This window comes from Gottschalkiaceae bacterium SANA, assembly GCA_036323355.1.
Taxonomy (GTDB): Bacteria; Bacillota; Clostridia; order Tissierellales; family GPF-1; genus GPF-1.
Genome location: AP028876.1, coordinates 1,481,486 through 1,506,165, shown reverse-complemented (window position 1 = coordinate 1,506,165; position 24,680 = coordinate 1,481,486). Strand labels below are relative to the sequence as shown.

General features: G+C 39.8%; 21 protein-coding genes. 5 read left to right on the top strand and 16 right to left on the bottom strand.

Going from position 1 to position 24,680, the window contains the following annotated elements:
* Nucleotides 1-175: 175 nt before the first annotated feature.
* The gene (locus AC25CA_RS07055; protein WP_486816353.1) at nucleotides 176-1,138 is read right to left on the bottom strand and encodes a TRM11 family SAM-dependent methyltransferase; all 963 of its coding nucleotides are present in this window, start codon (nucleotides 1,136-1,138) and stop codon (nucleotides 176-178) included.
* Between the two features lie 410 nt (nucleotides 1,139-1,548).
* On the opposite strand from AC25CA_RS07055, the gene AC25CA_RS07050 reads away from it, so the two are divergent.
* The gene (locus AC25CA_RS07050; protein WP_486816352.1) at nucleotides 1,549-2,199 is read left to right on the top strand and encodes a TetR/AcrR family transcriptional regulator; all 651 of its coding nucleotides are present in this window, start codon (nucleotides 1,549-1,551) and stop codon (nucleotides 2,197-2,199) included.
* A 20-nt stretch (nucleotides 2,200-2,219) separates the two neighbouring features.
* On the top strand, nucleotides 2,220-3,038 hold the full coding sequence (locus AC25CA_RS07045) for a CPBP family intramembrane glutamic endopeptidase (protein ID WP_486816351.1): 819 nt from the start codon (nucleotides 2,220-2,222) through the stop codon (nucleotides 3,036-3,038).
* A gap of 491 nt (nucleotides 3,039-3,529) precedes the next feature.
* Here AC25CA_RS07045 and AC25CA_RS07040 read toward each other — a convergent pair whose 3' ends face one another.
* Complete coding sequence (locus AC25CA_RS07040) at nucleotides 3,530-4,801, bottom strand: Rid family detoxifying hydrolase (RefSeq protein ID WP_486816350.1); 1,272 nt, start codon at nucleotides 4,799-4,801, stop codon at nucleotides 3,530-3,532.
* 133 nt (nucleotides 4,802-4,934) lie between these two features.
* On the opposite strand from AC25CA_RS07040, the gene AC25CA_RS07035 reads away from it, so the two are divergent.
* Complete coding sequence (locus AC25CA_RS07035) at nucleotides 4,935-5,750, top strand: MerR family transcriptional regulator (RefSeq protein ID WP_486816349.1); 816 nt, start codon at nucleotides 4,935-4,937, stop codon at nucleotides 5,748-5,750.
* 2 nt (nucleotides 5,751-5,752) lie between these two features.
* On the opposite strand, the gene AC25CA_RS07030 is transcribed toward AC25CA_RS07035, so the two are convergent.
* Genes AC25CA_RS07030 through AC25CA_RS07015 form a run of 4 tightly spaced genes read right to left on the bottom strand, consistent with a single transcriptional unit; the run spans nucleotide 5,753 to nucleotide 7,705 of the window.
* The gene (locus AC25CA_RS07030; protein ID WP_486816348.1) at nucleotides 5,753-6,316 is read right to left on the bottom strand and encodes a class I SAM-dependent methyltransferase; all 564 of its coding nucleotides are present in this window, start codon (nucleotides 6,314-6,316) and stop codon (nucleotides 5,753-5,755) included.
* Nucleotides 6,313-6,687 carry a PadR family transcriptional regulator gene (locus AC25CA_RS07025; RefSeq protein ID WP_486816347.1) on the bottom strand — a complete coding sequence of 125 codons (375 nt, stop codon included), beginning with the start codon at nucleotides 6,685-6,687 and terminating at the stop codon, nucleotides 6,313-6,315. The genes AC25CA_RS07030 and AC25CA_RS07025 overlap by 4 nt, the downstream gene beginning before the upstream one ends.
* An 11-nt stretch (nucleotides 6,688-6,698) precedes the next feature.
* On the bottom strand, nucleotides 6,699-7,235 hold the full coding sequence (locus AC25CA_RS07020; RefSeq protein WP_486816346.1) for a permease: 537 nt from the start codon (nucleotides 7,233-7,235) through the stop codon (nucleotides 6,699-6,701).
* Nucleotides 7,232-7,705 carry a hypothetical protein gene (locus tag AC25CA_RS07015; RefSeq protein WP_486816345.1) on the bottom strand — a complete coding sequence of 158 codons (474 nt, stop codon included), beginning with the start codon at nucleotides 7,703-7,705 and terminating at the stop codon, nucleotides 7,232-7,234. Before AC25CA_RS07015 ends, AC25CA_RS07020 begins: the two co-directional genes overlap by 4 nt.
* 270 nt (nucleotides 7,706-7,975) lie before the next feature.
* Between AC25CA_RS07015 and AC25CA_RS07010 the strand changes: the two genes are divergently transcribed.
* Nucleotides 7,976-8,875 carry a carbohydrate kinase family protein gene (locus AC25CA_RS07010; RefSeq protein WP_486816344.1) on the top strand — a complete coding sequence of 300 codons (900 nt, stop codon included), beginning with the start codon at nucleotides 7,976-7,978 and terminating at the stop codon, nucleotides 8,873-8,875.
* Nucleotides 8,876-8,968: 93 nt separating this feature from the next.
* Here AC25CA_RS07010 and AC25CA_RS07005 read toward each other — a convergent pair whose 3' ends face one another.
* From AC25CA_RS07005 to AC25CA_RS06985, 5 genes are all read right to left on the bottom strand, one after another.
* On the bottom strand, nucleotides 8,969-9,703 hold the full coding sequence (locus AC25CA_RS07005; RefSeq protein WP_486816343.1) for a CPBP family intramembrane glutamic endopeptidase: 735 nt from the start codon (nucleotides 9,701-9,703) through the stop codon (nucleotides 8,969-8,971).
* Between the two features lie 104 nt (nucleotides 9,704-9,807).
* Nucleotides 9,808-11,367 (bottom strand): sensor histidine kinase, encoded by a 1,560-nt coding sequence (locus tag AC25CA_RS07000; protein WP_486816342.1) that lies wholly within the window; start codon nucleotides 11,365-11,367, stop codon nucleotides 9,808-9,810.
* Entirely contained in the window at nucleotides 11,360-12,061 is a 702-nt protein-coding gene (locus AC25CA_RS06995; protein WP_486816341.1) for a response regulator transcription factor, read from the bottom strand. Before AC25CA_RS06995 ends, AC25CA_RS07000 begins: the two co-directional genes overlap by 8 nt.
* Nucleotides 12,062-12,176: 115 nt before the next feature.
* The gene (locus AC25CA_RS06990) at nucleotides 12,177-13,073 is read right to left on the bottom strand and encodes a CPBP family glutamic-type intramembrane protease (RefSeq protein WP_486816340.1); all 897 of its coding nucleotides are present in this window, start codon (nucleotides 13,071-13,073) and stop codon (nucleotides 12,177-12,179) included.
* Between the two features lie 388 nt (nucleotides 13,074-13,461).
* The gene (locus AC25CA_RS06985) at nucleotides 13,462-13,599 is read right to left on the bottom strand and encodes a hypothetical protein (RefSeq protein ID WP_486816339.1); all 138 of its coding nucleotides are present in this window, start codon (nucleotides 13,597-13,599) and stop codon (nucleotides 13,462-13,464) included.
* 298 nt (nucleotides 13,600-13,897) lie between these two features.
* Here AC25CA_RS06985 and AC25CA_RS06980 point away from each other — a divergent pair, with 298 nt between their 5' ends.
* Nucleotides 13,898-14,512: a 50S ribosomal protein L25 gene (locus tag AC25CA_RS06980; protein WP_486816338.1), complete on the top strand. Its 615-nt coding sequence runs from the start codon at nucleotides 13,898-13,900 to the stop codon at nucleotides 14,510-14,512.
* Nucleotides 14,513-14,581: 69 nt separating this feature from the next.
* On the opposite strand, the gene AC25CA_RS06975 is transcribed toward AC25CA_RS06980, so the two are convergent.
* From AC25CA_RS06975 to AC25CA_RS06955, 5 genes are all read right to left on the bottom strand, one after another.
* Nucleotides 14,582-16,369, bottom strand: a complete 1,788-nt coding sequence (locus tag AC25CA_RS06975; protein WP_486816337.1) for a hypothetical protein — start codon at nucleotides 16,367-16,369, stop codon at nucleotides 14,582-14,584.
* A 379-nt stretch (nucleotides 16,370-16,748) separates the two neighbouring features.
* Complete coding sequence (rlmD, locus tag AC25CA_RS06970; RefSeq protein ID WP_486816336.1) at nucleotides 16,749-18,113, bottom strand: 23S rRNA (uracil(1939)-C(5))-methyltransferase RlmD; 1,365 nt, start codon at nucleotides 18,111-18,113, stop codon at nucleotides 16,749-16,751.
* Nucleotides 18,114-18,420: 307 nt separating this feature from the next.
* Nucleotides 18,421-20,169: a pyruvate kinase gene (gene pyk / locus AC25CA_RS06965; protein ID WP_486816335.1), complete on the bottom strand. Its 1,749-nt coding sequence runs from the start codon at nucleotides 20,167-20,169 to the stop codon at nucleotides 18,421-18,423.
* A gap of 8 nt (nucleotides 20,170-20,177) precedes the next feature.
* On the bottom strand, nucleotides 20,178-21,137 hold the full coding sequence (gene pfkA, locus AC25CA_RS06960; protein WP_486816334.1) for a 6-phosphofructokinase: 960 nt from the start codon (nucleotides 21,135-21,137) through the stop codon (nucleotides 20,178-20,180).
* 113 nt (nucleotides 21,138-21,250) lie between these two features.
* The gene (locus AC25CA_RS06955; RefSeq protein ID WP_486816333.1) at nucleotides 21,251-24,658 is read right to left on the bottom strand and encodes a DNA polymerase III subunit alpha; all 3,408 of its coding nucleotides are present in this window, start codon (nucleotides 24,656-24,658) and stop codon (nucleotides 21,251-21,253) included.
* Between the last annotated feature and the right edge of the window lie 22 nt (nucleotides 24,659-24,680).

Sequence of the window (24,680 nt, the reverse complement as noted above, 5' to 3'; positions counted from 1 at the left end):
CTCAATCATCGAATCCTTACTGTTGCTTAATTGAATGATCGAAGGAAAGTACACATTTATTTAACTTGACTCAAAGATGATTTCATGTCAATATAGGTACCCTATTTCCCACGATGATGTCTTTTGTACTTTTAAAAGAACGAGAAAAGCGTTCACTTCATTTGCGTTTAAAAAATCACTCGCGATGGTCACTTTCTCCATTTTCGCAGACCCAAATATAGCGCCAAAAAGCGCTGTTTGTATTCTTCCCAATTTTACAGTGATCCATAATGTTGAGATTTTCCTTACCAAGTTCTTCTCTAATATCTTCTGAAGAAACCAATACAATTTTATCTGATATTCTTTTTGCATTTCTAATGATTTTCAATTGATTTTCATCATCTTTGAAGCTGAAATTTCCATAAGGAAGATCAATAATAGAAGCATCAAAACGCCCCTCTATATTCTCAATATCTCCTGTCGTAATCGTAACATCATAGTTAAAGTGTCTCAAATTTCCTCGAGCATCCTCCGCAATTTTACTATTGATTTCCCAACCTGTAACGTCATACCCTGCCCAAACACCTTCTAATAATACCGTTCCAACACCACAGCAGGGATCTATTAATCGCTTGGATGTATCGCCATTTCCAGCAATATTAATGAGAGCCTTTGCTATATTCAGACTCAAAGAACTTGAATAGGCATGGGGTTTTTCATTGTGCGCTCTCCACTGAAGACTTCGCTCTACTAATTTCCCAAAATACCAGTTTCCCTTATAAAAAGAAAGTCCAAATAGGTATTTAGGTGCCGTATAACAAGGAAATCCCCCAATCTTTAGACCTACCGCTTTGCAATTCTCGCGTCTATTCTTAAGAAGCAGCTCATTTTTTTCCAATTCAAGATATTTAACCATGAAATCTGGTGCTTCTATCTTCGCTTGAGTTACCAACTCTACAATTTCCAATAAGGTGGCAGCCTTGTATATAATCTCCAACCTATTTTTTAAATATGGACTTACGGAAGGATGAATTTTTCTACTTTCAAAAAAGACTTTTTCTTTCAAATCAAAGTTAAAAAGAGATCTGACCTCAAGTTCGCAAAGTTCTTTTTCCTTAACTGGATAATTTAAATTGTAAATAAATCGTTCTGTTTCCATTAGCATTACCTCACGTATTCTCTGATATATAGCGAATATAACTTCACATTGCAACTTGCTCGCGGATGCATATGAACTGCACCCATTATATCAGACATTGAGATGGCTTTCTATGTCGCTTGTTGCGCTTTGTTCCCTACGTCCAAATCTCCAGCTTCAGCACCACAAACCACACCGCCATCCCCTGGAAATGCACAATACTCTCGCAAATCAATTCCACCCTAGTCTTCATAAGATCATCCCTCAAAACCACAGGCTTTAAAAGAATCGATTTTTATGAAGCCTAATACCTCTGAACACTTTTTAAAATGACACTATCTCATTTTTATTTTACAAACCTCATTTCATATGATAAGATCATATCGAAAATGACATCATGTCATTTATATTAGATCTAACGGAGGTAAAACATGCCAAAAGTTACGGAAAGCTATATCTCAAATAAGAAAGATGCGATTATTCAAAGCGCTCGCCTTGTCTTTCAAGAAAAACCACTTTCTCAAATTACGATGCGTGACATTATCTCGAAAACTGGTTTCAGTCAAGGAGGTATCTATCGCTATTACTCAAGTGTTGATGAAATTTTCTTGGAAGCAATCAATCAGGCAACACCAACCGTTGAAATCGATTTATCGATAAACCAGTTGATTGAATCTGATCGTTCATTAGCCGATTCAATATCCGATAGCATCCGATCCATAGGAGAATACATTAAGGAATTGCAGGATACCCTAGGCGGAAAAATGCTTTTTAGTTTACTTGTCATGTATGCTTTCGATTCTGAAAAGAAAAAAACGGTTGTTGAAAAGTTGATCTTCCATCAAACTCTCAACAAAGCCCAACTTAACATAATTGTTTGTATTCAAGATAACATCAATAATGGTCGCCTAAAACCGACTGTGCCTTTTAACAACCTCTTAAAATTTACACAATCTGCCATCGATGGAATTGCTAATGACGCTGCGATTCTTTCAATGGAAAACAACGAGGAAACTTATATTACAGAACAATTTGAAATACTTGCAAAAACGATACTTTACTTTCTAGGATTGGAACAATAATCAAAGGAGAAAAATATCTTATGCGCGATCAAACCAATATTCAAATCAGAAATTACCTCATCCTTGTTTTTATTTTTGCTTGGAGTGTTGAAGGACTGATCATCCTTGGAGAGACTTCAAAAATATTAAGCGGTACTGTTGGTTTCGTGCTAACCTTCCTACTTATCGCTTTCGGCGCAGGTCTTTCTCCGGTTTATGCATCAGCCATATTATTCTTTCGGCAAAAGCGGTTTACAAATTTCACTTCGTTTCTGAAAATTATCTTAGATACGCCCAATTTCAAGAAGACGATTTGGGTAACACCATTTTTTTTCTTAGGTTTATTTCTAATCAATGCTGCTAACGAAACATATTTAGGAAATCCGCCAACCTATTTCCTATTACTATTCCCACTAATGATACTGGGCGGAGGTCTAGAAGAAGTTGGCTGGCGTGGTTATTTGCAACCTCTTCTTGAAAAAAATTGTTCTTTTGCTCTTACTTCATTACTTATTGGTATCATATGGGGTCTATGGCATTTCCCTCTTTGGTTCGTTCAATCTGCAAATCAATCAGACATGAATTTCTTATCATTCTTTGTCTACTGCATCTCATTTAGTTTCATCATCGGCTTGCTTTATCAAATAACAAGGTCAACGATCGCTTGTGTATTGCTGCATGCATGGGGGAATACCTTACAAGGAATGTTCACGATTACTTATCTGACTCAGTCACTCAATTTAAAGGTTACTCTCATTTGGAGTGGCGTTATTCTAAGTACCATCTTGATTTCCTATTTTATTAAGCATCCAGAACTGTCATCTGAATTAAATTTATCAACCATCCGAAAAAAGCCCTGAATTCAATAAATTCAGGGCTTTTCATTATTCAATTTACCTTCTAAAACAATCAACATAAATTTCAAATGATAGTTCGACGATAGAAACATCAAAATGTAAAGAAGATGGAAAACAGGCAATTCTCATTATTAATCCAGACTCTTTCTCAATATCATTTTTCTGTTTTCCACATCTTTCTATCCGCTACGCCTTCTTCCGGCTAGACTTTTTGTTAATTGACAGGTACAATTTTCCATCAATATATGCAAATAATATACTCGCATACTCATCTGATCCCTCGCAAATTAAATCGTTTTTTACTGCTCGATAGAAAAAACGATTAATAAAATTATCATTTGATATTCTTTCTGAACGGTTTAGTAAGATAGTTTCTCCATTCGTGGATTATAACAATTATCAAATAGTCAGCAAGTATGCAGCGCATTATAAAAGACCACTATACAGTGGCCTTAAATAGTAACTTTCTTCTACTTTCAGATCTATGTTACTTACTATGCAATTGGCGGTGTGCCTTCAGCATTCGCTACAACTACATCAATTTGGATTAAAGCATCTTGAGGTAAAGCTGATACCCCAACTGTTCTTCGAGCAGGAACACCGCTTGGGAAGAAACTTGTGTAAACTTCATCTACAGCATCAATATCTTCGATATTTTTAAGAAAGATATTCACTTTAACCACATCTTCCATAACATGATCGATACTTTCTATAATGGCTTTGATGTTTTTTAAGCACTGTTCAGCCTGCTCTTTAACACCACCCGCTACCATTTCACCCGTTTTTGCGTCTACAGGCAATTGGGCTGAAAGATGATTGTAATGAGAAAACGCGACTGTTTGTGTAGATAGAGGATTTATTGGCGCATTTTCTGTATTATTTGCTTCTATGATAAGTCCATGTCTGTCTTCAACAAGTTGTGGCGGTGTACCATCTCCGTGTGATACCACTGCTTCAATTTGTACCAAAGCGTCCATAGGTAAAGCTGATGCTGCAATTGTTGTACGGGCAGGGACATAGGCTACTGCTCTTGCGATAGCCGAGTCTGGGAAAAACCTTGTATAAACTTCGTCTACTGCTTCAAGCTCCGAGAAGTTTTTAAGAAAGATAGTCATTTTAACAATGTCGTCGAAAGGTACGTCTATACTTTCTAAAATTGCCTTGATATTCTTTAAGCATTGTCCAGCTTGCTCTTTTACACCTCCGGTTACCAATCTGCCCGATTTAGGATCAATCGGCAATTGAGCTGAAAGATTGTTATAATGAGAAAAAGCAACAGCTTGCGTCGATAGAGAACTTGTTGGCGCATTTGCTGTGTTATTTGTAAGCTTTATAAGGTCTCCCGATTGTGGTGCATTTGGAATTGTACCTTCACCGTGTGAAACAAGCGCTTCAATTTGAACCAAAGCGTCCATAGGTAAGGCTGCAACAGCAACTTTTGTCTGTGTAGGAACATAGGTTGGGAAGAAGGTTTTATAAACTTCGTCGACCACATCAAGATCTTTGATATTCTTAACGAATACAGTAACTCTAACAATATCGCTCATCACATGGTTGATGCTGTCAATTATTGCTTTGATATTTTTAAAGCATTGTTCCGCTTGCTCTTTTACACCACCCGCTACCAATTTCCCACTTTTAGGATCAATAGGTAATTGAGCTGAAAGATTATTGTAATGAGAGTAAGCTACGGTTTGTGAATATAGACCAATACCTTGCGGTGCATTTTCTGTATTTCTTGATGATACTGCATTGTAATTACTCATGATTGTATTCTCCTTTTTGGTAACGATATATTGTCTATAAATCAAATATAGACATTGGACTTACTCCAATGTCAAACGTTTTTTTGATATAATAAAAGATATTCGCTAAATACAAACATGAAAGTGAGAAATTATGAAAGATAAATTCCTGATTGGTGAGCTGGCTAAAATGTTCAACATTACTACCGATACCCTTAGACATTACGAAAAAAAGAACTTACTTAAACCAGAACATGATTCTGAAAACAGCTACAGATACTATGATCTTGATAGCATGTTTAAATTAGGTCGTATTCTTTTTTTGAAAAACTTAGGTATTTCTTTAGGTGAAATCGATGACTACATGGAAAACAAAAACGCAGACAAATTATTTGAAATGCTTAAGAAAAAGAATGAGGAAGTAGATTTAAGAATTCAGCAGCTTACTAATTTGAAACATAAGATAAATTCAAAACTCGAGCTTTTTGAATATGCCAAAACCAAATTAGGCCAAATAACCGTGACAACTCTGCAAGCTCGAAGAGGGATATTTTTAGAAACCTATGGACTCGAAGATTCAGTTGAGATAAAAGAAATCTTTAAAAAAAGTGAAAATTTTCTTAAAATGAGTTCGTGGCTTGTAGAAGGTGAAGTTTATACTTCTCTAGCAAAATGCGATATGGAAAAGGGCATCTTTAATCAATTCAGATATTTCATTGAAATTGAATCCGCAGATCAGACAACTGACGCGCAATTAATTTTGCAACCCGCGAGTACCTATGCATGTTTGACCGTTATCGGTCCTTATGAAAATTTAGCAAAACATTATCAGACACTCGTTGATTGGATTGCCGACAACAATTACAAGATTGCCGGTGATTCATTCGAATACAATATTGTGGATAACGATTACTCGGATTCATCAGATGAGTTTATTACAGAAATTCAAATTCCAATTAAAATGAAATAGTATTACTTCGCTCTCTTCTTCCATACACATCCATAGAAGTTTTCACTTAAGTCAATTTCTTTGACTAGGACAAAACTCCCACCCGTATACTTTTCGATATCTGCTATATCCATGCGGTGGCTATATCTTGGGCCCATCTTCATCTCAATTTTCTTCCATTCGATGATAGCAAGTCTTCCGTCTTTTTTCAATACTCGATTGACCTCTTGTAAAAATTTCCTTGGGTCGTCCACTTCATGGAGAACCATGGATAAGAGTGCAAAGCTAGAAGACTCATCTGCGATCATTAAATGATTGAAATCTGATTTTACCAACTTTAAACGCTCAGAAGAGACTTTCGATTTGACAGAGTCAAGCATTTCGTCAGAGATGTCGATTGCATAAACATCCCCTCCTACTATATCCAAGGCAGGGATTGTGAAATATCCTGTACCACAACCAATATCTGCTACAATATCACTGACTTGCAATCCCAACTGAAGCAAGGTCTCCCTAGGCGGCAATGCTTTTCTACGCTTTGGATGATCTAGCTTGTCTTTTGACTTCGAATTAAATACCTTACTCATACATTAGCCTCCATCTTACCATCGGGCTTTTCTTCCTTCATCACTTCATTTTCATATGACTTTAGAAAGCAATTGAGGGTAGCCATACTGCGCTCGATATCCACTTTGAATTCTTGAAGCTGTTCCATCCCATGTTCCGTGATTTTATACACCTTTTTTTTCGGTCCCGCTTCACTTTCAACCCATTGGGATGTGATACAACCGGTCTTTTCCATCTCACTTAGCTTTCTATAGATGACAGCAGTATCCAACCGGTTGCCAGGAGCAATCTCTTGTAGTTTATTCAATATGCCCAAACCATGATTGGGTTCTAAAGCAATTGCCAACAAAATAAATGCTGGCGCGTGTCTGCCTTTATGTTTACTTTTCATGACTACCTCCACTATGCTGCTTTTTCCGCTTTTTCCATAATTTCTTCCTGATTGGCAGAAGATAAAATCTTCTCTATTACAAATCCACTGATTACATAAACAGTCATGCTAGTTGCAACATGAACCATGGTAAAAAGACCACCCAAGTTCACCCACTCAAACATGAAGATCGGTAATTTCACACTGGTCCAAGCCCCTAGGAATAAAAATACATAGGCCAGTCTTGCCCCTTTTCTAATTAAGAGAGCGGCTATGGGAAATGCAACGACCAAGGGGCCGGCTCCAAAGGAACCCAATAAAACTGCAATCAACCCACCTAAAGCACCTGATTTCTTTCCCATATATTTTACCATAACTTCTTTTGGCACCCAAACATCCAAAAGCCCGATTAAAATAAATATGGGAGGAAGGACCATGCCTACTGCGGCAAAGTTATCAAATGCATTCAATACCGCAATGTCTCCCTTTGAAGGAGAAATCAAATACAAAACGACTAGAGAAAGCATTGAAAGTACAATCAGTTTGTTGCCTTTTATAAACTTAATCATAATAAACCTCCGATCACAACAATAAATAGGACGCTTGCTACAATCGCAAATATGTTACGAAGAATGGCCGCTTTCTTACCAAAATACTCAATCTCCATGGGAAGGCTCACAATGCCCACGCCCATCAAAGAAGAGATAAAACCAGCAACCTGTGCATAACCTGCTCCATTTTCAATCAAGGTTGCCCCTAAAGGAAAAGCAATAAAGCTAGGAATAAAGGATACAACCCCTATGCCTAGGCCCAGTAGTATGCCATATATTCCTGATCCACTACCAAATACACGACCAATCAGATCAACATTCACAAAACTAAATACCACGCCCATAAGCACCATCATGCCGATCAGCATCATCATATTCTTAAGCAAGGATTTATAAGCCTTCTTCAGTGCCATCATCGACTTCTTCCTGTCTTTCAAAAATGAAAGTACGAGGAGCCCACCTGCTATGGCGTACAAGGTTCCATTCATTTCATCACTCCTTTACTTTTCAGTATATGTAAAATACATATACCCTAGTAACAAGATAACAGATAAAAAGTATATGTCAAATACATATAGCAACTTGGCTTTTTTCCCTATCTTTCGCTTTCTCCTCCACCAAAGTCATCAAAATATGTGCAAATCAAGAAATATCCAAACTGCTTAGGGCTTAATCCGTATGATTAAGATATATTTCTTCATTTCGTTCGCTTTTAATGGTATAATGCCAGAGTAAATAAAAATAAAACGGAGGCAACCATGAAACAAACCCTGATCATTGGTTCAACAGTCTTAGATATCATACTCGATGTTACCGGCTTGCCGCGTACTGCTCAAGATCTACACATTAAACAACAAACCATGGTTCTTGGAGGTTGTGCCTTTAATGTACAAAATATTGTTCAATTGTTTCAAGTCCCTCACCTCTTCTGCTCTCCTATTGGGACCGGAGTCTATGGGGATTATGTTGCTAAACAACTGACTGAACGCGGGCTTGATCCCTTCATTCGAATTAAAGAGCAAGATAGTGGATGTTGCTATTGTTATGTAGAGCCCGATGGAGAGCGAACCTTCCTTTCCTACCATGGTGCAGAATATACCTTTCAAGAAAAATGGTTAAATCATATCAACATGAAGGACTATGACAGCGCCTACATTTGTGGCTTAGAGATTGAAGAACCCACAGGTGATGAGATTGTTTCCTTTTTAAAAAAGAACAAGAACTTAGAAATATACTTTGCCCCAGGTCCTCGTTTCCCCAATATCGAAAAAAATAAATTGGATGAATTGTTTTTACTGTCTCCAGTTGTACACCTCAATCGAGAAGAGATCATGACCTATACAAAAAAAGAGACCCTAGAACAAGCTGCAACCGCCTTGTATGCTCGTAGTCACAACACCGTTATCATTACTGACGGCGACAATGGTTCTTTCGTTTTTGATGATCAAGAAATGCATCATATTCCTGTTCAACCAACAAAAGTCGTTGATACCATTGGGGCTGGTGATTCCCATATCGGTGCCATCATAGCCTGCCGAAAATTGGGCTATAGCTACGTGGAAAGTCTGAGTATTGCCAATAAAATCTCTGCCAAGGTTGTTGCCACCAAGGGAAGTACCCTCCCCGTAGAAGACTTTCCATTCTCTATCGGATCATAATTCGAAAATTTTCTTGTCTCTTTCCCAATCACGAACATGCATTTATCAAAAAAGAGTCATCTGAAAACAGATGACTCCTCGTCTTTAACTAAACTAGTTTGCTTGTGACTTTCTCCCAATTGACTTCAATAATATCAAGGCATAAACCAATCCAAATACACTTGCAAACGATGTAATGATACCGATTGAAGTATGCATAACGCTGGAAGACACAAGTGCGAAATCCCAGATCCAATGATAGACAATCAATAAGGTCAGGTTCTTCATCTTGTAGGCAAGACAGGCAAAGATCATGCCAAATACAAAAGTTGAAAACAGTTGATATAGCATACCAGCTAAAGGCAAACCACCTAGCACATTCACACTATGCAAGAGAGCAAATGCGATTGCACTAATAAATATCGCTCTTTTCACATTGCCATTTTCCAAAAACGTATGAAATACAATTCCTCGAAACATAACCTCTTCTGAAATTCCAACCAAAAGTGTTGTAACCAAAATTTGAACGGTTAACCATATATTGAAGCCCTTTTCCCGATCAGCTGTAAATATAATTAAAGCAAGAATGACCGCCAAAATTATGAAATAAGGGATAAACCACTTTAGTCCTTTTGGATCGAGTTTTTTAAAACCTGCATTATTAAAAAAATGATTATTCACCCCTACCGCGATTGCCGTTAAAGCTACTTCTACATAGATTAACACCTTTGCAATATTAGGACTGTCGTAGGAAATACCAAAAATATGATACATCACATACATGCCTAGCCCCATAACCCCTACATACAATGCTGCAAATTTGATTGCTTGTTTCTCCTTAGCTGTCATTTCTTACCTCCCAAAATTAACTGATGATCTAATTGTTATACTCATTTTATTATTTGCATATTAAGGGAAGCTTGTATGAATTTTAAGATTTATTAAGCTTTGGTCTATTCCGTTTGCATGGGTAAGCTAATGACAAACTCGGTAGCCCGATCACTTGCGTCAAATGGAAGCAAGTGAATCTTGCCTTTATGAAGTTCAACCAGTTTTTTTACAATTGCCAAGCCTAGTCCGCTGCCTTTTCCCTGTGTACGGGAAGCATCCCCCGTTACAAAGACGTCAAAAATTTTGTCTCGTATACTTTCCTCAACTCCGCAACCATAGTCACCAAATCGAATGCAGATCTGATCCTCTGTTCGTTCTAATTCAATTCGAATCATAGTCCCCTGCGGATTATACTTAAGGACATTTGACAGTAGGTTGTCAAAAACACGCTTAAACTGAAAAGGATCGATTAACGCAGGTGTCGGCACGTCTCCCAGAACCACTTCCAATCCGTATCCCAACCGTTCAAGTTCGTTATATTTTTCAATTAAATACTCTCTAAGAAAAGATGTCACATCAACTTCTTCAAGCTGCAATGAAAAATCATTGCGGCCAAGCTTACTATACTCACTAAATAAGGTAACCAAGTCAGACAATTCATTCGATTTGTCATAGATGGCTTCTAGATATTCAGTTTTCTCGTCTTCAACTACAACCCCATCGTTCAATGCGCGCACATAGGTTTGTAGTATGGTGATCGGCGTCTTTAGATCATGCGACAAATCTGCCAGCATCTTCTGTTTCTCTTCTTGTGTTTCATTCAGTCTTTCTGTCATCGCATTAAACTTATCACAAATTTCTTCAAATTCTCTGGGGCCTTTGTATGCGATTGGTTTTTTATCTTTTCCAATTTCAAAATCCAAGATTGCTTCTTCCAATATAAGCAGTGGCTTATTCACCTTTTGATTCAAACGAAGCAAATATAGCAGACTAGCCATCCCCATAAGAATTAATAGTACAGCCAAAATGTATCCGATGGTTTTCAGAAAGCGTGTTAAAAATGAATCCGCTTGATCCAAATAATTGAAAAAGACAATTTGGTATTGTAGTCCTTCAGCGTCACTGTAGTCCGCCTTACTAAGTCCAAAGGTCTCATTTTTGCCTCGAATGCACTCATAATCTAGTTGAGAAAGTTTTTGTGGAAGATTGGGATTGTTGGAATAGACCACTTCTCTTTTCTCATTAATTAAGTAGAAAGTCTTAATTTTCCCTTCTTCGTCTGTATATTCAATCTTTTCAAGGTCTCCATATTGAGCATCATCAATTGCTTGATCGACAAAAACGATACTATCACCTTCACCAGGTATCAGACTTGTTTGAAAAGAAGTATATGGAAATTCCTTTTCTGAATCACTCTGATAGACAACTCCATGGTCTTGATCTAAAACAAAAAAATAGGAACCTTCCCCCAATTGTGATTCGATCGCAATTTCATCATACTTTTTTTCTACGATTTGACTGTAATTTTCTTCAAACGGGGTGATAAAATCATCCCCCGTCGCTACCAACAAATACTTGATAATCACAACCGTTGCCACCGCAATAATGACGGCTGTAATGATTGCAAATAGTACAAATTCCATAACCATTGATAAAAAAAGATTGGATCTCCTTTTAGGCATTTTCAATTTTATATCCCAGCCCCCTTATGGTCTTAATATAAGATTTTTGATTTATATTGTTTCCAATCTTATCTCGTATATGAGAGACATGCACCATAATTGCATTCTCATCGGTCTCATAATAAGCACCATGGACGTTTTCACAGATCCTCCGTTTTGAAAAAATCTGATTGGGGTTTTGCATTAACAATAACAAGACTTTGTATTCAGTCGCTGTCAACTCGATTTCTTGCCCATTCTTCTTCAACATCATCGCATTCAAATCAAGCTGCAGATCGCCAATTGCAATGATATGTCCATGGTCACGACTATCCTCGCTCGCTTGCACTTGATCCATTCTTCGAAAGGAAGCATTGATTCGAGCGACTAATTCTAATGGATTAAATGGTTTTGTCACATAGTCATCTGCGCCAAGGTTCAAGCCCATGATCTTAGTAAAGTCTTCATTTTTAGCTGAAAGAATAAAAATCGGCATATTGGAAACTTTACGAACTTCTTGGATCAATTCAAATCCATCCATTTTTGGCATCATTAAATCAACGATTGCCAGATCGAACTGTACTGTTTTCATCTCTTCTAAAGCTTGCAAACCATGGTCTGCCCCCGTCACTTCATATCCCGCATTGCTCAAGTATAATTCTAATACTTTTCTTATTTCAAAATTATCTTCTGCGACTAAAATCCTTTTATTCAAACCATTCACCCCTTCACTTATGGAAAATCAAAAAACTTTCACTACCATACTATCTAATACTCCAATCATTTCCAATAGCAAACGTGCACAAAATTGCCACACATTTTTTATTACTCTATGCGCCCATAAGCAAAAAGGCATTCATCATCCACACATATATCAATACGATTACTTGCGGCATAAAGGTAAGGATCTTCTTTTCTTTTCGATAAAGCGCTGCGTCTTTCCCGTTTTTTGCAAGCCGTAGCTTGTCATCATACTTATAACTTTTTATCATTCGTTTAAGTACCAATACAATCACGATGATACCAAAGCATGCTGCGATAAACAAGGGAAGTAAACTGCCCAAGCTAATGGCTTCTTCAACAGCCACTTCTTCAACACCACTCCCTATCACCTCTGCGAAAATCCCAAGCGAATTATTCATTAGGTGCATGATCATTGCAGGAAAAATAGATCCAGAAATAATACTCACATAGGCAAAGACTAGCCCTAGAGGAAAAGTATACAATAACTGATCATATCCTACATGAAACAATGAGAACATCAAACCACTCATAAGGGCGAGGACATGCATATTCAAACCAATCCGTTTATCGAGCAATAAGCCTCTGAACATGATTTCTTCACAGATCGCTGGTGTAATCGCAATCAAGAACCATTTCATAAATAAGCTTGTTTCCATAGCATCAATATAGGCATCGACCCCATTTGGATTGACACCTACTAAGTATGTTGTCAGTCCGCTTAAGAACCCCGATATGGGCAATAAGGCTAGGAACAAGGCAAATATATACAAAAGTGTGGATGGCTTGAATCCTTTCAATTTAAATCGCTCTTTCAAATCCGTCCTTGTAATCAAGGCAAGAAGTACTGCCGGGATCAAGATCATAATAAATTGATCGAAGTTTGCTAAAAGTTCAGGACTGATCCATCCAAATAAATAAAATCCATTTTCCAAAATAATCATCATAATTCCATACAAAATTCCAATTTTTAATAATCGACTCATTATATCCTCCAAAATCTTTAGTTACTCAATTTACTCAATTATATAAGCGCTTATTAAAGTCTACATTTTTTGAAACTTAAGAAATCTTAAGATTGTTAATCACTCTTGAAATCAACGGTTATCCAATGATGATTATGCAAATCATTTATGTGTTGTCTCCTTGAACTCATGACGAATTTTTTTACTTAGAAGGGGTAGCAAACAAATAGTTATCACTCCTCCAATGACTTCTGCTGTTGGTTTCATTGCTATTGGATAAAGTACGTACAATGATGTGAATTCGGAAAATGAAAAAAGAGCCACTTGGGCTCAACCTCGAATGAAATTGTGTTGTCTAAAAAACATCAACCCAAGTAGGTGTACTACCAGTTTCGATCTACTCATCCTTTCAACGCAGTCGCTTTTCTATCTCTTTTACTCTCGCTGCCGCAATGCCTAAGGTATCTTTCAGCTTACCTTCCTCTGGTGTTTGTACGATGATTCTATCTGGTTTAATTCTTTTAATCTTTTCCTTGAATTCTTCCACTATATCTCATTATGTAGAATCTATCATACCCTTTTCTCCAGGATGATGGGACTTAATTCCTTTACCCGACGTTGGGTCCATAAGCGTGAGTAATTCGGATAAAATTTTAAGGGTATTTTTGCCATACAAAACAAATGGAATAAACAGATAGATTCTTTCAAAAAATGGGTATATTTGTATTTAACAGAGTATTATGAAATAATATAATTATCAGAAAGTTCTGCAAGAAGATCAAGCGCTCTCATTCTTAGAATAGAGTAGGGCGTTTTTCTTAAAAAGACTGCATAAGGAGGAAAAAATGGCAACGTTAGAGGTTCAAAAAAGAGATGAGGCATTAAAACCGAAGCAACTCAGACAAAAAGGAATCATCCCAGCAGTATTGTTCGGCAAAAATTTAGACGCATCGATCTCCATTCAATTGAGTCAAAAAGCAGCTGAAAAATTCCTTAAAAGTACAAGTGTTGGCGTACAAACAGAATTACTTGTAGACGGTGAAGAATATCTGGCTATGTTAAAAAACGTATCCTACGAAGTAGTTAGCCATAAATTGGCTCATATGAATTTTCAAGTATTGACTGCGGGTGAATTGGTTAAAACAACAGCACATATAAAATTCATCAACAAAGAGAAATTACCGCCTGATGGAATTTTAAATGAAATGCTCAGCGAAATTAAACTAGAATGTCTTCCAAAGGATATGCCAGATGACATCATTGTTGATCTAGCCGGGTTAAAAATTGGTGATTCCATAGCAGCCGGCGAGCTGGATATTATGAAGGATGATCGTTATCGTGTTTTAACATCAGAAGATAGTTTGCTTGTACATGTTTCTACACCGACTGTAGAGGTTGAAGTTGCAGAAGGTGAAGAAGAAATGACTGAAGTACCTGTTATAGGAGCAACTGAAGAATAGAAATACCTAACACAAAAGAGGCTAATAATAGCCTCTTTTGTTTATTCGTAGAATCTTCCTTGAAACTAATTAGTAGCCTAGCTTTTCAACCTTGAATCGAGTAAATGTCATTTTACCAATACCGAATAATCCGAAGTAACCATCAGGTGCATCCCAGGCACCAAACCCTTCCCCTTCAGCAATAAATGCCGTAACCCCATTTACTGTACAATAAACTTCAGTTCCATCCTTAATAAGTAGAACTTCATTATACTCATAAGCCGTCGTATTGATGTCAACGCTTGGGTTCTCAATAATTACTTCTTCGTTTCTTCCATTTTTCTCCACTAATCTTACGGTTGCTGTACCGTTGGGTCCATTTCTGAAAAAATCAACCCGAAAACCTGTAAAACTATCAAGATAACCGAAATCTGTGGCATTGAATATCAATCCACCTGAGAAATTCGCATCCGCGCCATTATAAACATCCACTTTATACTGACCGCCATAACCGTTATAAGCAATCGCCTCGCCGTTATCTTGTTTCGCCAGCATATAAGCGCCATCCGTCAATTCAATGTAGGAATCGCCGCTATAGTTAAATGCTCTCATTCGACTGTCTGAATCACCATCCGTGCATTCCAAATTCAAATCATCAACCACGTATTTGAAACCCTGATTCTTGAATCCATCGATCTGATCGGCAACATAGTTTAAAGAACTCAATGTAATGCCAGTATAACTATTATAGCTATTATTGGTAAGCGCTCGATATTCTGTTACACCCTCAATAACAACTTCTACACCCAAATAACCATCGTATTCTCCCCCCTGCACAAGAACCATATTGGTTGTATAGGTGTTCAAAGGCAAGGTATCACGAGCCATGGTTGAAACATCATATCTATAGGATGTTTTGTCATTACACAGAACAAACAACTTTTTGCTGTCACTCCGAAGGAAATCAAGATATTTCACATTGTCTAGAATCAATTCTTTATAGCCATTGCTATAGGTAATATATCCGCTTCCCTCTTCAATGGAAACCGAATATCCCTTTCTATAGTCCTTGCTTGCTGCTAATTTTTCTTGTCTCTCTCTTTCCGCAGTTTCTGCGTCTTCTTGTTTTTTCTTCTCTACCGCTTCCTCATCTTCTTGTCTTTTCTTCTCCACAGCATCTTCTTTTGCTTTATTATCAACTGCTTCAGACTCGATTCTCTCAATCTCTAATGAAGCACCCAAGCCAGATCCTACTTTAAAGTTAAGAGATAGTTCGAGAACAGTCATTGTCGCATCCACAGTAGACTGCTGATTAATAACCGCTTTCAACTCATCACTTAAGTACTCTTTATTAAAGGTATATGAAATCATTCCTGTATCAATTTCAACCGACTCTACCCTAATCGATTCACTTAATATTCTTTTATTGGGATGAAAGCTATAATCGTTATACATTTCATCAAAATAGAGCTCACCTTCGATTCTCTTTTTACCGGAAAATCGCAAAGATCCCTCACCCTGTTCTTTGTATTCAACTTCATCAATCATCAGATCATCAAGAACTTGTCCCACTTTCATGTTCTTAATATCATAGGGATTTTTAATTTCTTCACTCTCTTTATTTTCACTATTTTTTTGACTTTCATCACTACTTGCCGGCTTCTCTGACTGAGCCGAATCCTGATCTACATCTGTTGTAGCTTGCTCAACTTTTTCTTCCTCTTGCTTGGCTTCTTTTTGTTCAGCTTCTTCTTTCATTTCCTTCTCAAGCTCTTCACGTATTTCAGCCCTTAGTTCCTCTTCTGTTTTCCCTTCAGACGAACTGCAACCTGTCAAAATTAATAACAAAACCATAACAATAATGAATAGTCTTTTCATTTTTCCCTCCGAAAATCTATATTTCCATATTTAACCATATATAATCGTGATATTTTTGTCAATATAGTATCGAAAGATTTTTGGGGAATTATTCCAAATAATTGAGTACTATGAAAAATTATAATTTCTATGATCTAGCATATCTTACAAATTCTCCTATAAAAAAATTTTCTCAAACTCGACATTGAACATAAACGCATCTTTAAACAGGTTCTTGAATATGTGAATACAAGAATTAAAAAACAGAAGGCTTTTAAGGCCTTCTGTTCATGTTTATACACTACTTTGAATATCACCGGGACAAAATTGTGAGATCTCATAAATGATTTTAAGTACAGTTTTGTCCTAATTTTGTCTCGGGCCTGTTTTTTGCCTCGTATTATTCGCTACAATCGTTGCAATTCCTAGATAGTTGCGCAACTGTTTCGACGTGCATACTATGCGGGAACATATCTACAGGCTGCACATGATTCAAGGTGTATCCACATTCCGTTAATGCCTTAACATCTCTCGCTAAAGTGTTTGGGTTGCAAGAAACATAGACAATTTTCTGCGGTTTCATATCTGCGATTGTGTCAATAACCTGCGGATCCAATCCCTTTCTTGGGGGATCCACAATCACCACTTCTGCTTTTCTTCCCTCCTTGTAAAGCTCTGGGAATACTTCTTCCGCTTTGCCAGCATAGAAACTCGCATTATTTATGTTGTTGTCTATGGCGTTCACCTGCGCATCTTTTACAGCGGCTTCCACAATCTCAATGCCGATCACTTCCTTGGCTTGCTTTGCTAGGAAAAGCGAGATAGTTCCACTACCACAGTAGAGGTCGTAGACTCTTTCCTTGCCCGTAAGTTCTGCCATATTCAATGCTGCATTGTAAAGTTTTTCGGTCTGGGTCGGGTTAATCTGGAAGAAGGATGCCGGCGAGATTTTAAAATGTAAATCACCAATGGTATCCACCAATTCCTTTTGCCCAAATAAATGAATGAATCGCTTGCCTAAAATTCGATTGCCACTCATTCCATTAATATTTTGGAAAATAGATGTCACTTCCGGCACAGCCTTTGTCAGCTTGCTGACGAAGCGGTACATGTCCATATCTCCTCTGCCTGTGGTAACCAACATGACCATAACCTTCTTCTGGTCGAAAGAAACCCGAACGATGACATGCTTCAACCAGCCCTTTCGGTTTCGCTCATTAAAAGGAACAACCAATTCATTGTTCAACAGAGTTCTGAGTTCTTTCATCACCTTATTGTGCAAGTCATGTTGAATATAACAGGTTTGTGTATCCACCACGTTATGGGTGCCCTGCTTATAAAATCCCAGCTTCAAGTTTCCCTTTTTTCCCGACACTGGCAACTGCGCCTTATTTCTGAAATGGTAGGGATCTTCCATGCCCATAATGGGAAGGGGCTCAATCTCAATGCCAACTCGCTTGAATTCCGACTTCACTCGTTGTTCCTTATAGGCAAGTTGCGCCTTGTAGTCCAAACTCTGAATCTGACATCCTCCGCAAGTACCTGCCAAGGGGCAAACAGGGGTCACTTCATTGGGTGAAGGATGAATGGTTTCTGTGATTTTTGCGATGGCATACTGCTTCTTCATGGTGGTAATCTCCACCTGACACTCCTCACCAATCAAACCACCAGCAATAAAAATTGCCATGCCTTCATGGCGTGCAAAACCCTGTCCCTTTGTATTAAAATCTTCTATTGTTAACTGTAGCTTGTCGCCTACTTTCATATTGCCCTCCTTACGATGAATTCAGTCTCAAACCTTGTTTGAACCTGACCATCTTCGTCTTAATCACATATTAGTGGATTGGTTCTCTCCGCTAAATGTTCAACGAAGATCTATTCATCTAATATGATGAATTCAGTCTCAAACCTTGTTTGAACCTGACCATCTTCGTCTTAATCACATATTAGTGGATTGGTTCTCTCCGCTAAATGTTCAACGAAGATCTATTCATCTAATATAACGAATTCTGCTTGATCTTGTTCGTAACAGAATTCATCCAGAAAAAAAGAAACGGGCAAAGCCCGTCTCATTATTTTTGTGCCTTATAAATCAATCCGCCTTGGGCGTCGATGGTAACGATATATCCGTCTTTCAACTGGTCTGTCGCATGATCCACCCCAACGATGGTTACCTTGCCTAATGTCAACCCAACAACAGCCGCATGGCTAGTCAGTCCGCCGGCTTCTGTTACAATCCCTGCCGCGCGTTCCATGTATTTTACCATGTCCTTCGCTGTGCAAGTCGTAACCAGAATATCACCGGTTTGGAACTTCGCTTCTGCTTCTTCTGCAGTGGTGGCAATACATACCCGTCCTGTTGCAGACTGGCTGCCAATGCCCATGCCTTTAAGAAGAATCTCTCCTGCCGTATGCACCTTAATCATGTTAGTCGCGCCGCGAATGCCAATTGGAATACCGGCAGAGATTACAACCAGATCGCCCGGTTGAATTAGGTCTGTTTCCATGGCCCGGTTCACTGCGTTTTCAATGAGTGTATCCGTATCTTTCGCTTTGGCTACTTTAAAAGGCTTAACGCCCCATACCAAAGATACCCGTCTCATAATTCGATCAAATGGTGTCACTGCAATAATCGTACATGCCGGTCGATGCTTGGATACTTCCCGTGCAGTATGACCCGATGAAGTCGAAGTAATAATCGCTTTCGCTCCCAATTCATCTGCCACATTCACCGTGGAATGAGAAATCGCATTGGTTACAGATAAGGCCGTTGACAGGTTTCTACGTTTCATCGCCTCATCAAAAGCTTGTGAGTTTTCTGTCTTAACCGCGATTTGTGCCATCATCTGAACTGATTCTACCGGATATTTTCCAGCAGCCGTTTCGCCTGAAAGCATAACTGCGTCAGTGCCGTCGAGGATCGCATTGGCAACATCACCAACCTCAGCTCGAGTTGGGCGCGGATGCGCCTGCATAGAATCCAGCATTTGTGTTGCTGTAATCACTGGCTTGCCAGACTCGTTGCATTTTCTGATGATTTGTTTTTGAATCAATGGCACGTCCTGGGCTGGAATCTCTACCCCAAGGTCACCCCGAGCAACCATGATGCCGTCAGACACCTTGATAATTGAATTTATGTTTTCAACACCTTCTTGATTCTCAATCTTTGAAATGATTTGAATCTCGCCGGCGCCATGCTCTTCTAAAATTTTTCTAATTTCAATAACATCTTCGGTTTTTCTGATAAAAGAAGCGGCAATGTAATCCACTTCTTGTTCGATGCCGAATTCAATATCTGCTCTATCTTTTTCTGTGATTGCCGGTAAACTAATTCTAACGCCAGGCAGATTCACACCCTTGCGGTTTTTAATGACTCCAGCATTATTGACACGACAATGAATCTTGTCACCTTCAATAGACAACACTTCCATGCCGATCAAACCATCATCAATGAGTACAATATTTCCAACTTCCAGATCCTCTGTCAGTTTGTCGTAGGTAACAGCCACACCACTTTCGTCACCAATAAAATCCTGGTCTGTAGACAAGAAAAAATCTTGCCCTGTTGTTACGTTCACCAAACCGTCCTTGAATGTTTTGGTTCTGATTTCAGGACCCTTTGTATCCAGCATGATGGCAATGGGTTTTCCCATTTCCGCACTAATGCGCTTTACACGGTCCATTCGTTCCTTATGCTCTTCAAAATTTCCATGAGAGAAGTTTTGTCGGGCAACATTCATACCCGATTCCATCATCGACCGTACAATATCATCCGAGTCCGCAGCAGGACCCAAGGTACACACAATCTTCGTCTTTTTCATATTTCCTCCTAAATCGCCAGGATCTTAGCAAGTTCATATAAGTCTTCGTGCGTCTGATGTTCAATTGCCAATGCCTCATGGATATCCATATCATAAATTTCAGCACCATCATATCCAATAACTCGGTTGCTTTGGTCCGCCATAAGCAGATCAACGGCCGCCGCACCCATCCGGGTCGCCATAACACGATCAAATGCAGTTGGACTTCCACCCCGTTGGGTATGTCCAAGAATCGTCACACGGGTCTCTAGACCCGTTCGTGCCTCGAGGCTTTCGCCAAATTTTTGTGCTTCCATTATGCCTTCTGCCAGCATAATAATGCTATGTCTTTTGCCACGCTCTACACCATGTAAAAGTCGTTCACAGATTCCGTCAATATCAAAGTTGATTTCCGGGATCACGATACTTTCCGCACCGCCGGCAATTCCTGTAAACAGAGCAATATCTCCGCAATTGCGGCCCATTACTTCGATCACGTTAACTCGATTATGAGAAGATGATGTGTCTCGCACGCGAGAAACCGCATCCAAAACCGTATTCAAAGCTGTATCAAAACCGATGGTATATTTGGTATATCCCAAATCGTTGTCAATGGTTCCCGGAATTCCGATGGCATTAATGCCCATCTCAGCCAACTTTTGCGCACCGGCAAAAGAACCGTCTCCACCAATCACAATAACTCCTTCGATGCCGTACTTCTCCAGATTCTTGATTCCTTTTTCTCGACCTTCAACCGTTTTAAACTCCAGACAACGCGCTGAACGCAAAACCGTTCCTCCGCGGTGAATAATGTCCCCAACTGATGCAAGGTCCATCTCTTTGATATGGTCTTCAATTAGGCCCTGATAACCATCTTCAATACCGTAAATCTTCATTCCGTGGTAGATTGCTTTACGGACGATGGCGCGTACTGCTGCGTTCATCCCCGGAGCATCTCCCCCGCTTGTTAATACTGCAATTGCTCTCATAAACACCCCTCCAAAAATTCATACACCCTTAATACAAATTTTTGCATGCATAAAACAAAAATCACTCAATATCTTATAACAAAACCTGTAAAAAAGGAAGAGTTTTCACTCAATTAACGGATGACTACGTTGTCTTTTCCCAAGAGGTCCCACAAGCGTTCCTCTAGCCGACCTGTTATTTTCACCCCTTTGCCCTGAGGGGTCTTAAAACTCTTTCTGTCTTTCACAAAATGCCAAACTACAGCCGACTCTCCCGGGTACTCTGTAAAGAGCTTTTTTACTTTACTTTCTAGATCCTGATTTCTAATGGGTAAACGCAAATACAGGGTTCGGATCGGCTTCAACTCTCGAATCTCCTGGGCAATAACCTTTGCAGCTTCCTCATCGCTGAGATTCACCCTTCCTGTCACATAAACCATCTCCTCCGGATTTAACAACTGGTGATACTTCTCGTATGCTTCCGGAAAAACAATGACTTCCACCAAGCCCTCCAAGTCCTCTAGCTGCATAAAGGCCATGCGCTTGCCATTTTTCGTCGTTAATGCTTTCATACCCGCAACCATGCCGCCTATCTTCACTCTTTGCCCATCCCGTAGTTTTCTTGGCATGCCTACTTGATATTCCTCATCCTGCTCTCTAAATGCCTGAGAAGAATGGCTGGTGTTTTGTTCCATCGCCTTAGCGACGCTATCTAAAGGATGTCCTGATAAATAAATACCCGTCATTTCCTTTTCCATTTCAAATTTTTCCTGTTCCGTGAATTCTGGTAAATCCGGAATTGGAATCGCCATTTCAACCGGGGATTCCTCTCCAAAGAGCGAAAATTGTCCACTTAGGGTGCGTCTGCGCTGATTATTAATCTCATCAACCATCACTTCAAATATAGCAAGCATCTGAGATCGCCGCATATGAAGTCCATCCAAAGCACCCGCCTTAATCAAACTCTCCACGGTACGCTTGTTCACGGCACCCAAATCTGCTCGATTAAGAAAATCATAAAGATTCGTAAATCTTCCATTTTTGGCTCGTTCTGTAGCGATCCCTTCGATGGCACCACTGCCAACGTTTTTAATGGCCGCCATGCCAAAGCGAATCTTTCCGTTTTCCGTGTTGAATCTTGAACCACTCTCGTTGATATCCGGCGGCAACACCGAAATCCCTAGACGCTTGGCCTCGCGGATATACTGATAAATATTATCGGACGAGCCCATGACAGAGGTCAAAAGAGCCGTCATAAACTCAACGGGATAGTAGACCTTCAGCCACGCGGTTTGATACGCCAAATAGGAATAGGCTGCCGAATGGGATTTATTGAAGGCGTACTTGGCAAAGTCGATCATTTCGTCATAGATTTTATTCGCCGACTTTTCATCGACATCCCGTTCAAGGGCACCAGAAACAAAATTCTTACGTTCCTCTTCCATGACCTTCATTTTTTTCTTGGCCATAGCACGGCGCACTAGATCTGATCGCCCAAAGCTATATCCGCCCAGATCTCGTACAATTCGCATAACCTGTTCCTGATATACCATGCATCCATAGGTCTCCTCTAGGATCGGAGCAAGACTCGGATGGGTATATCGAATCGGTGCACTACTGTTCTTATTAGCAATATACCTGGGGATTTGCTGCATAGGACCCGGTCGAAAAAGGGCGTTGGCGGCAATCAGGTTTTCAAACCGCGTCGGCTTCAATTCCCTAAGGAAATTACGCATCCCCGATGATTCAAATTGGAAGACACCCAGGGTTTCTGCATCCTGAAAAATTCGATAGACCTTCTCGTCGTCATAGGGTACCTGATTGAGGTCAATTACCCTACCCGTATTTTTCTTAATCATGGCTACAGCCTTCTGAATGATGGTCAGATTTCTCAACCCCAAAAAGTCCATCTTCAAAAGTCCCAGTTCTTCAAGTTCCGTCATCGTATACTGGGTAGCAATGATATCTCCATTCCTGCAAAGGGGCACATAGTCGTCCACAGGGTTTTTTGCTATCACCACACCTGCTGCATGGGTTGAAGTATGGCGCGGCGTCCCCTCCAATGCACGTGAAACGTCAATCAAGCGCTTCACAGTGGCGTCTTCTCTATAAAGGACTCGTAGGTCCTCCCTGTCCTTCAAGGCCTTGTCGATGGTGATCTGGAGCTCCATGGGGATCATCTTGGCAACCCGGTCTACCTCTCCATAGGGAATGTTCAAGGCACGGCCCACATCACGGATGGCAGCACGCGCCGCCATGGTTCCAAAGGTGACGATCTGAGAAACATGGTCTGCTCCGTATTTCCGAATCACATAATCAATGACTTCGCCCCGTCTTTCATAGCAGAAATCAATATCGATATCGGGCATGGAAACCCGCTCTGGATTTAAGAACCGTTCAAAGAGTAGATCGTATTTAAGGGGATCAATGTCAATAATCTCGAGGCTGTAGGAAACAATGCTACCTGCTGCCGAACCTCGACCCGGACCCACCATAATGCTATTTTCTCGGGCATAGCGGATGAAATCCCAAACGATGAGGAAGTAATCTTCGTAACCCATTCCCTCAATTACGTCTAGCTCATACTCTAGCCGTTCTTGAATTTCAGGGGTAATGGTTTCGTAGCGCTCTTTGAGTCCAGCCACGCAAAGTTGCCGCAAATAAGCATGGTTTGTCAGTCCTTCCGGCGCCGTAAATTGCGGCAAATGAAGGTTACCAAATTCTAGTTCCACATGGCAACGGTCGGCAATCTTCTCCGTATTATCCAAGGCTTCCCTTGGAAATAATTCAGCCATTTCATCCTCTGACTTCAAGTAGAACTCATCTGAAGGAAAGCGCATGCGATCCTCTTCATCCACCGTCTTCGCCGTTTGGATACAAAGAAGAACATCCTGCACCGCAGCATCCTCTCGATTGACATAGTGAACATCGTTGGTTGCCACCAAGGGCAGGTTTGTTTCCATGGCCAGTTGACGCAGATACTGATTTACCATTCGCTGCTCGTCCATTCCATGATCCTGCAACTCCAAATAAAAATTACCCTCGCCAAAAATATCGGCATATTCCAAGGCCAAATCTTTGGCCTGATCGTATTGATTTCTTAAAAGAGCCTGCTGAACCTCGCCTGCTAAACAAGCACTAGTAGCAATCAGACCCTCGGCATGCTTTCTTAAAAAAGCAATGCTCACCCGCGGTTTATAGTAAAAGCCATGAACGAAGCCCTCTGTGACCAGCTTCATTAGATTCTTGTATCCTCTTTCATTCTCAGCCAAAAGCACCAAGTGAGCATAGTCACGCTCACGTCCCGATTTCTTTGCCCGGTCGTCTCCCCGGGTCACATAAACCTCGCAACCGAGAATGGGTTCCATTCCTCTCTTTTTTGCCGCCTTATAAAACTGAACCACGCCATACATCACACCGTGATCCGTAATGGCAATGCGGTTCATTCCCAATTCCTGACACCGATCCAGGAGTTTCTCTATACGGGAGGCGCCATCTAAAAGGCTATATTCCGTATGCACATGCAAATGTGTAAATCCCATTTTTTCCTCCCCATCCATGAGT

Excerpts from the sequence above, each read along its gene's own strand:
- AC25CA_RS07055 (WP_486816353.1), bottom strand. The coding sequence starts at position 1,138 with ATGGAAACAGAACGATTTATTTACAATTTAAATTATCCAGTTAAGGAA.
- AC25CA_RS07050 (WP_486816352.1), top strand. The coding sequence starts at position 1,549 with ATGCCAAAAGTTACGGAAAGCTATATCTCAAATAAGAAAGATGCGATT.
- AC25CA_RS07045 (WP_486816351.1), top strand. The coding sequence starts at position 2,220 with ATGCGCGATCAAACCAATATTCAAATCAGAAATTACCTCATCCTTGTT.
- AC25CA_RS07040 (WP_486816350.1), bottom strand. The coding sequence starts at position 4,801 with ATGAGTAATTACAATGCAGTATCATCAAGAAATACAGAAAATGCACCG.
- AC25CA_RS07035 (WP_486816349.1), top strand. The coding sequence starts at position 4,935 with ATGAAAGATAAATTCCTGATTGGTGAGCTGGCTAAAATGTTCAACATT.
- AC25CA_RS07030 (WP_486816348.1), bottom strand. The coding sequence starts at position 6,316 with ATGAGTAAGGTATTTAATTCGAAGTCAAAAGACAAGCTAGATCATCCA.
- AC25CA_RS07025 (WP_486816347.1), bottom strand. The coding sequence starts at position 6,687 with ATGAAAAGTAAACATAAAGGCAGACACGCGCCAGCATTTATTTTGTTG.
- AC25CA_RS07020 (WP_486816346.1), bottom strand. The coding sequence starts at position 7,235 with ATGATTAAGTTTATAAAAGGCAACAAACTGATTGTACTTTCAATGCTT.
- AC25CA_RS07015 (WP_486816345.1), bottom strand. The coding sequence starts at position 7,705 with ATGAATGGAACCTTGTACGCCATAGCAGGTGGGCTCCTCGTACTTTCA.
- AC25CA_RS07010 (WP_486816344.1), top strand. The coding sequence starts at position 7,976 with ATGAAACAAACCCTGATCATTGGTTCAACAGTCTTAGATATCATACTC.
- AC25CA_RS07005 (WP_486816343.1), bottom strand. The coding sequence starts at position 9,703 with ATGACAGCTAAGGAGAAACAAGCAATCAAATTTGCAGCATTGTATGTA.
- AC25CA_RS07000 (WP_486816342.1), bottom strand. The coding sequence starts at position 11,367 with ATGCCTAAAAGGAGATCCAATCTTTTTTTATCAATGGTTATGGAATTT.
- AC25CA_RS06990 (WP_486816340.1), bottom strand. The coding sequence starts at position 13,073 with ATGAGTCGATTATTAAAAATTGGAATTTTGTATGGAATTATGATGATT.
- AC25CA_RS06980 (WP_486816338.1), top strand. The coding sequence starts at position 13,898 with ATGGCAACGTTAGAGGTTCAAAAAAGAGATGAGGCATTAAAACCGAAG.
- AC25CA_RS06975 (WP_486816337.1), bottom strand. The coding sequence starts at position 16,369 with ATGAAAAGACTATTCATTATTGTTATGGTTTTGTTATTAATTTTGACA.
- rlmD (WP_486816336.1), bottom strand. The coding sequence starts at position 18,113 with ATGAAAGTAGGCGACAAGCTACAGTTAACAATAGAAGATTTTAATACA.
- pyk (WP_486816335.1), bottom strand. The coding sequence starts at position 20,169 with ATGAAAAAGACGAAGATTGTGTGTACCTTGGGTCCTGCTGCGGACTCG.
- pfkA (WP_486816334.1), bottom strand. The coding sequence starts at position 21,137 with ATGAGAGCAATTGCAGTATTAACAAGCGGGGGAGATGCTCCGGGGATG.
- AC25CA_RS06955 (WP_486816333.1), bottom strand. The coding sequence starts at position 24,658 with ATGGGATTTACACATTTGCATGTGCATACGGAATATAGCCTTTTAGAT.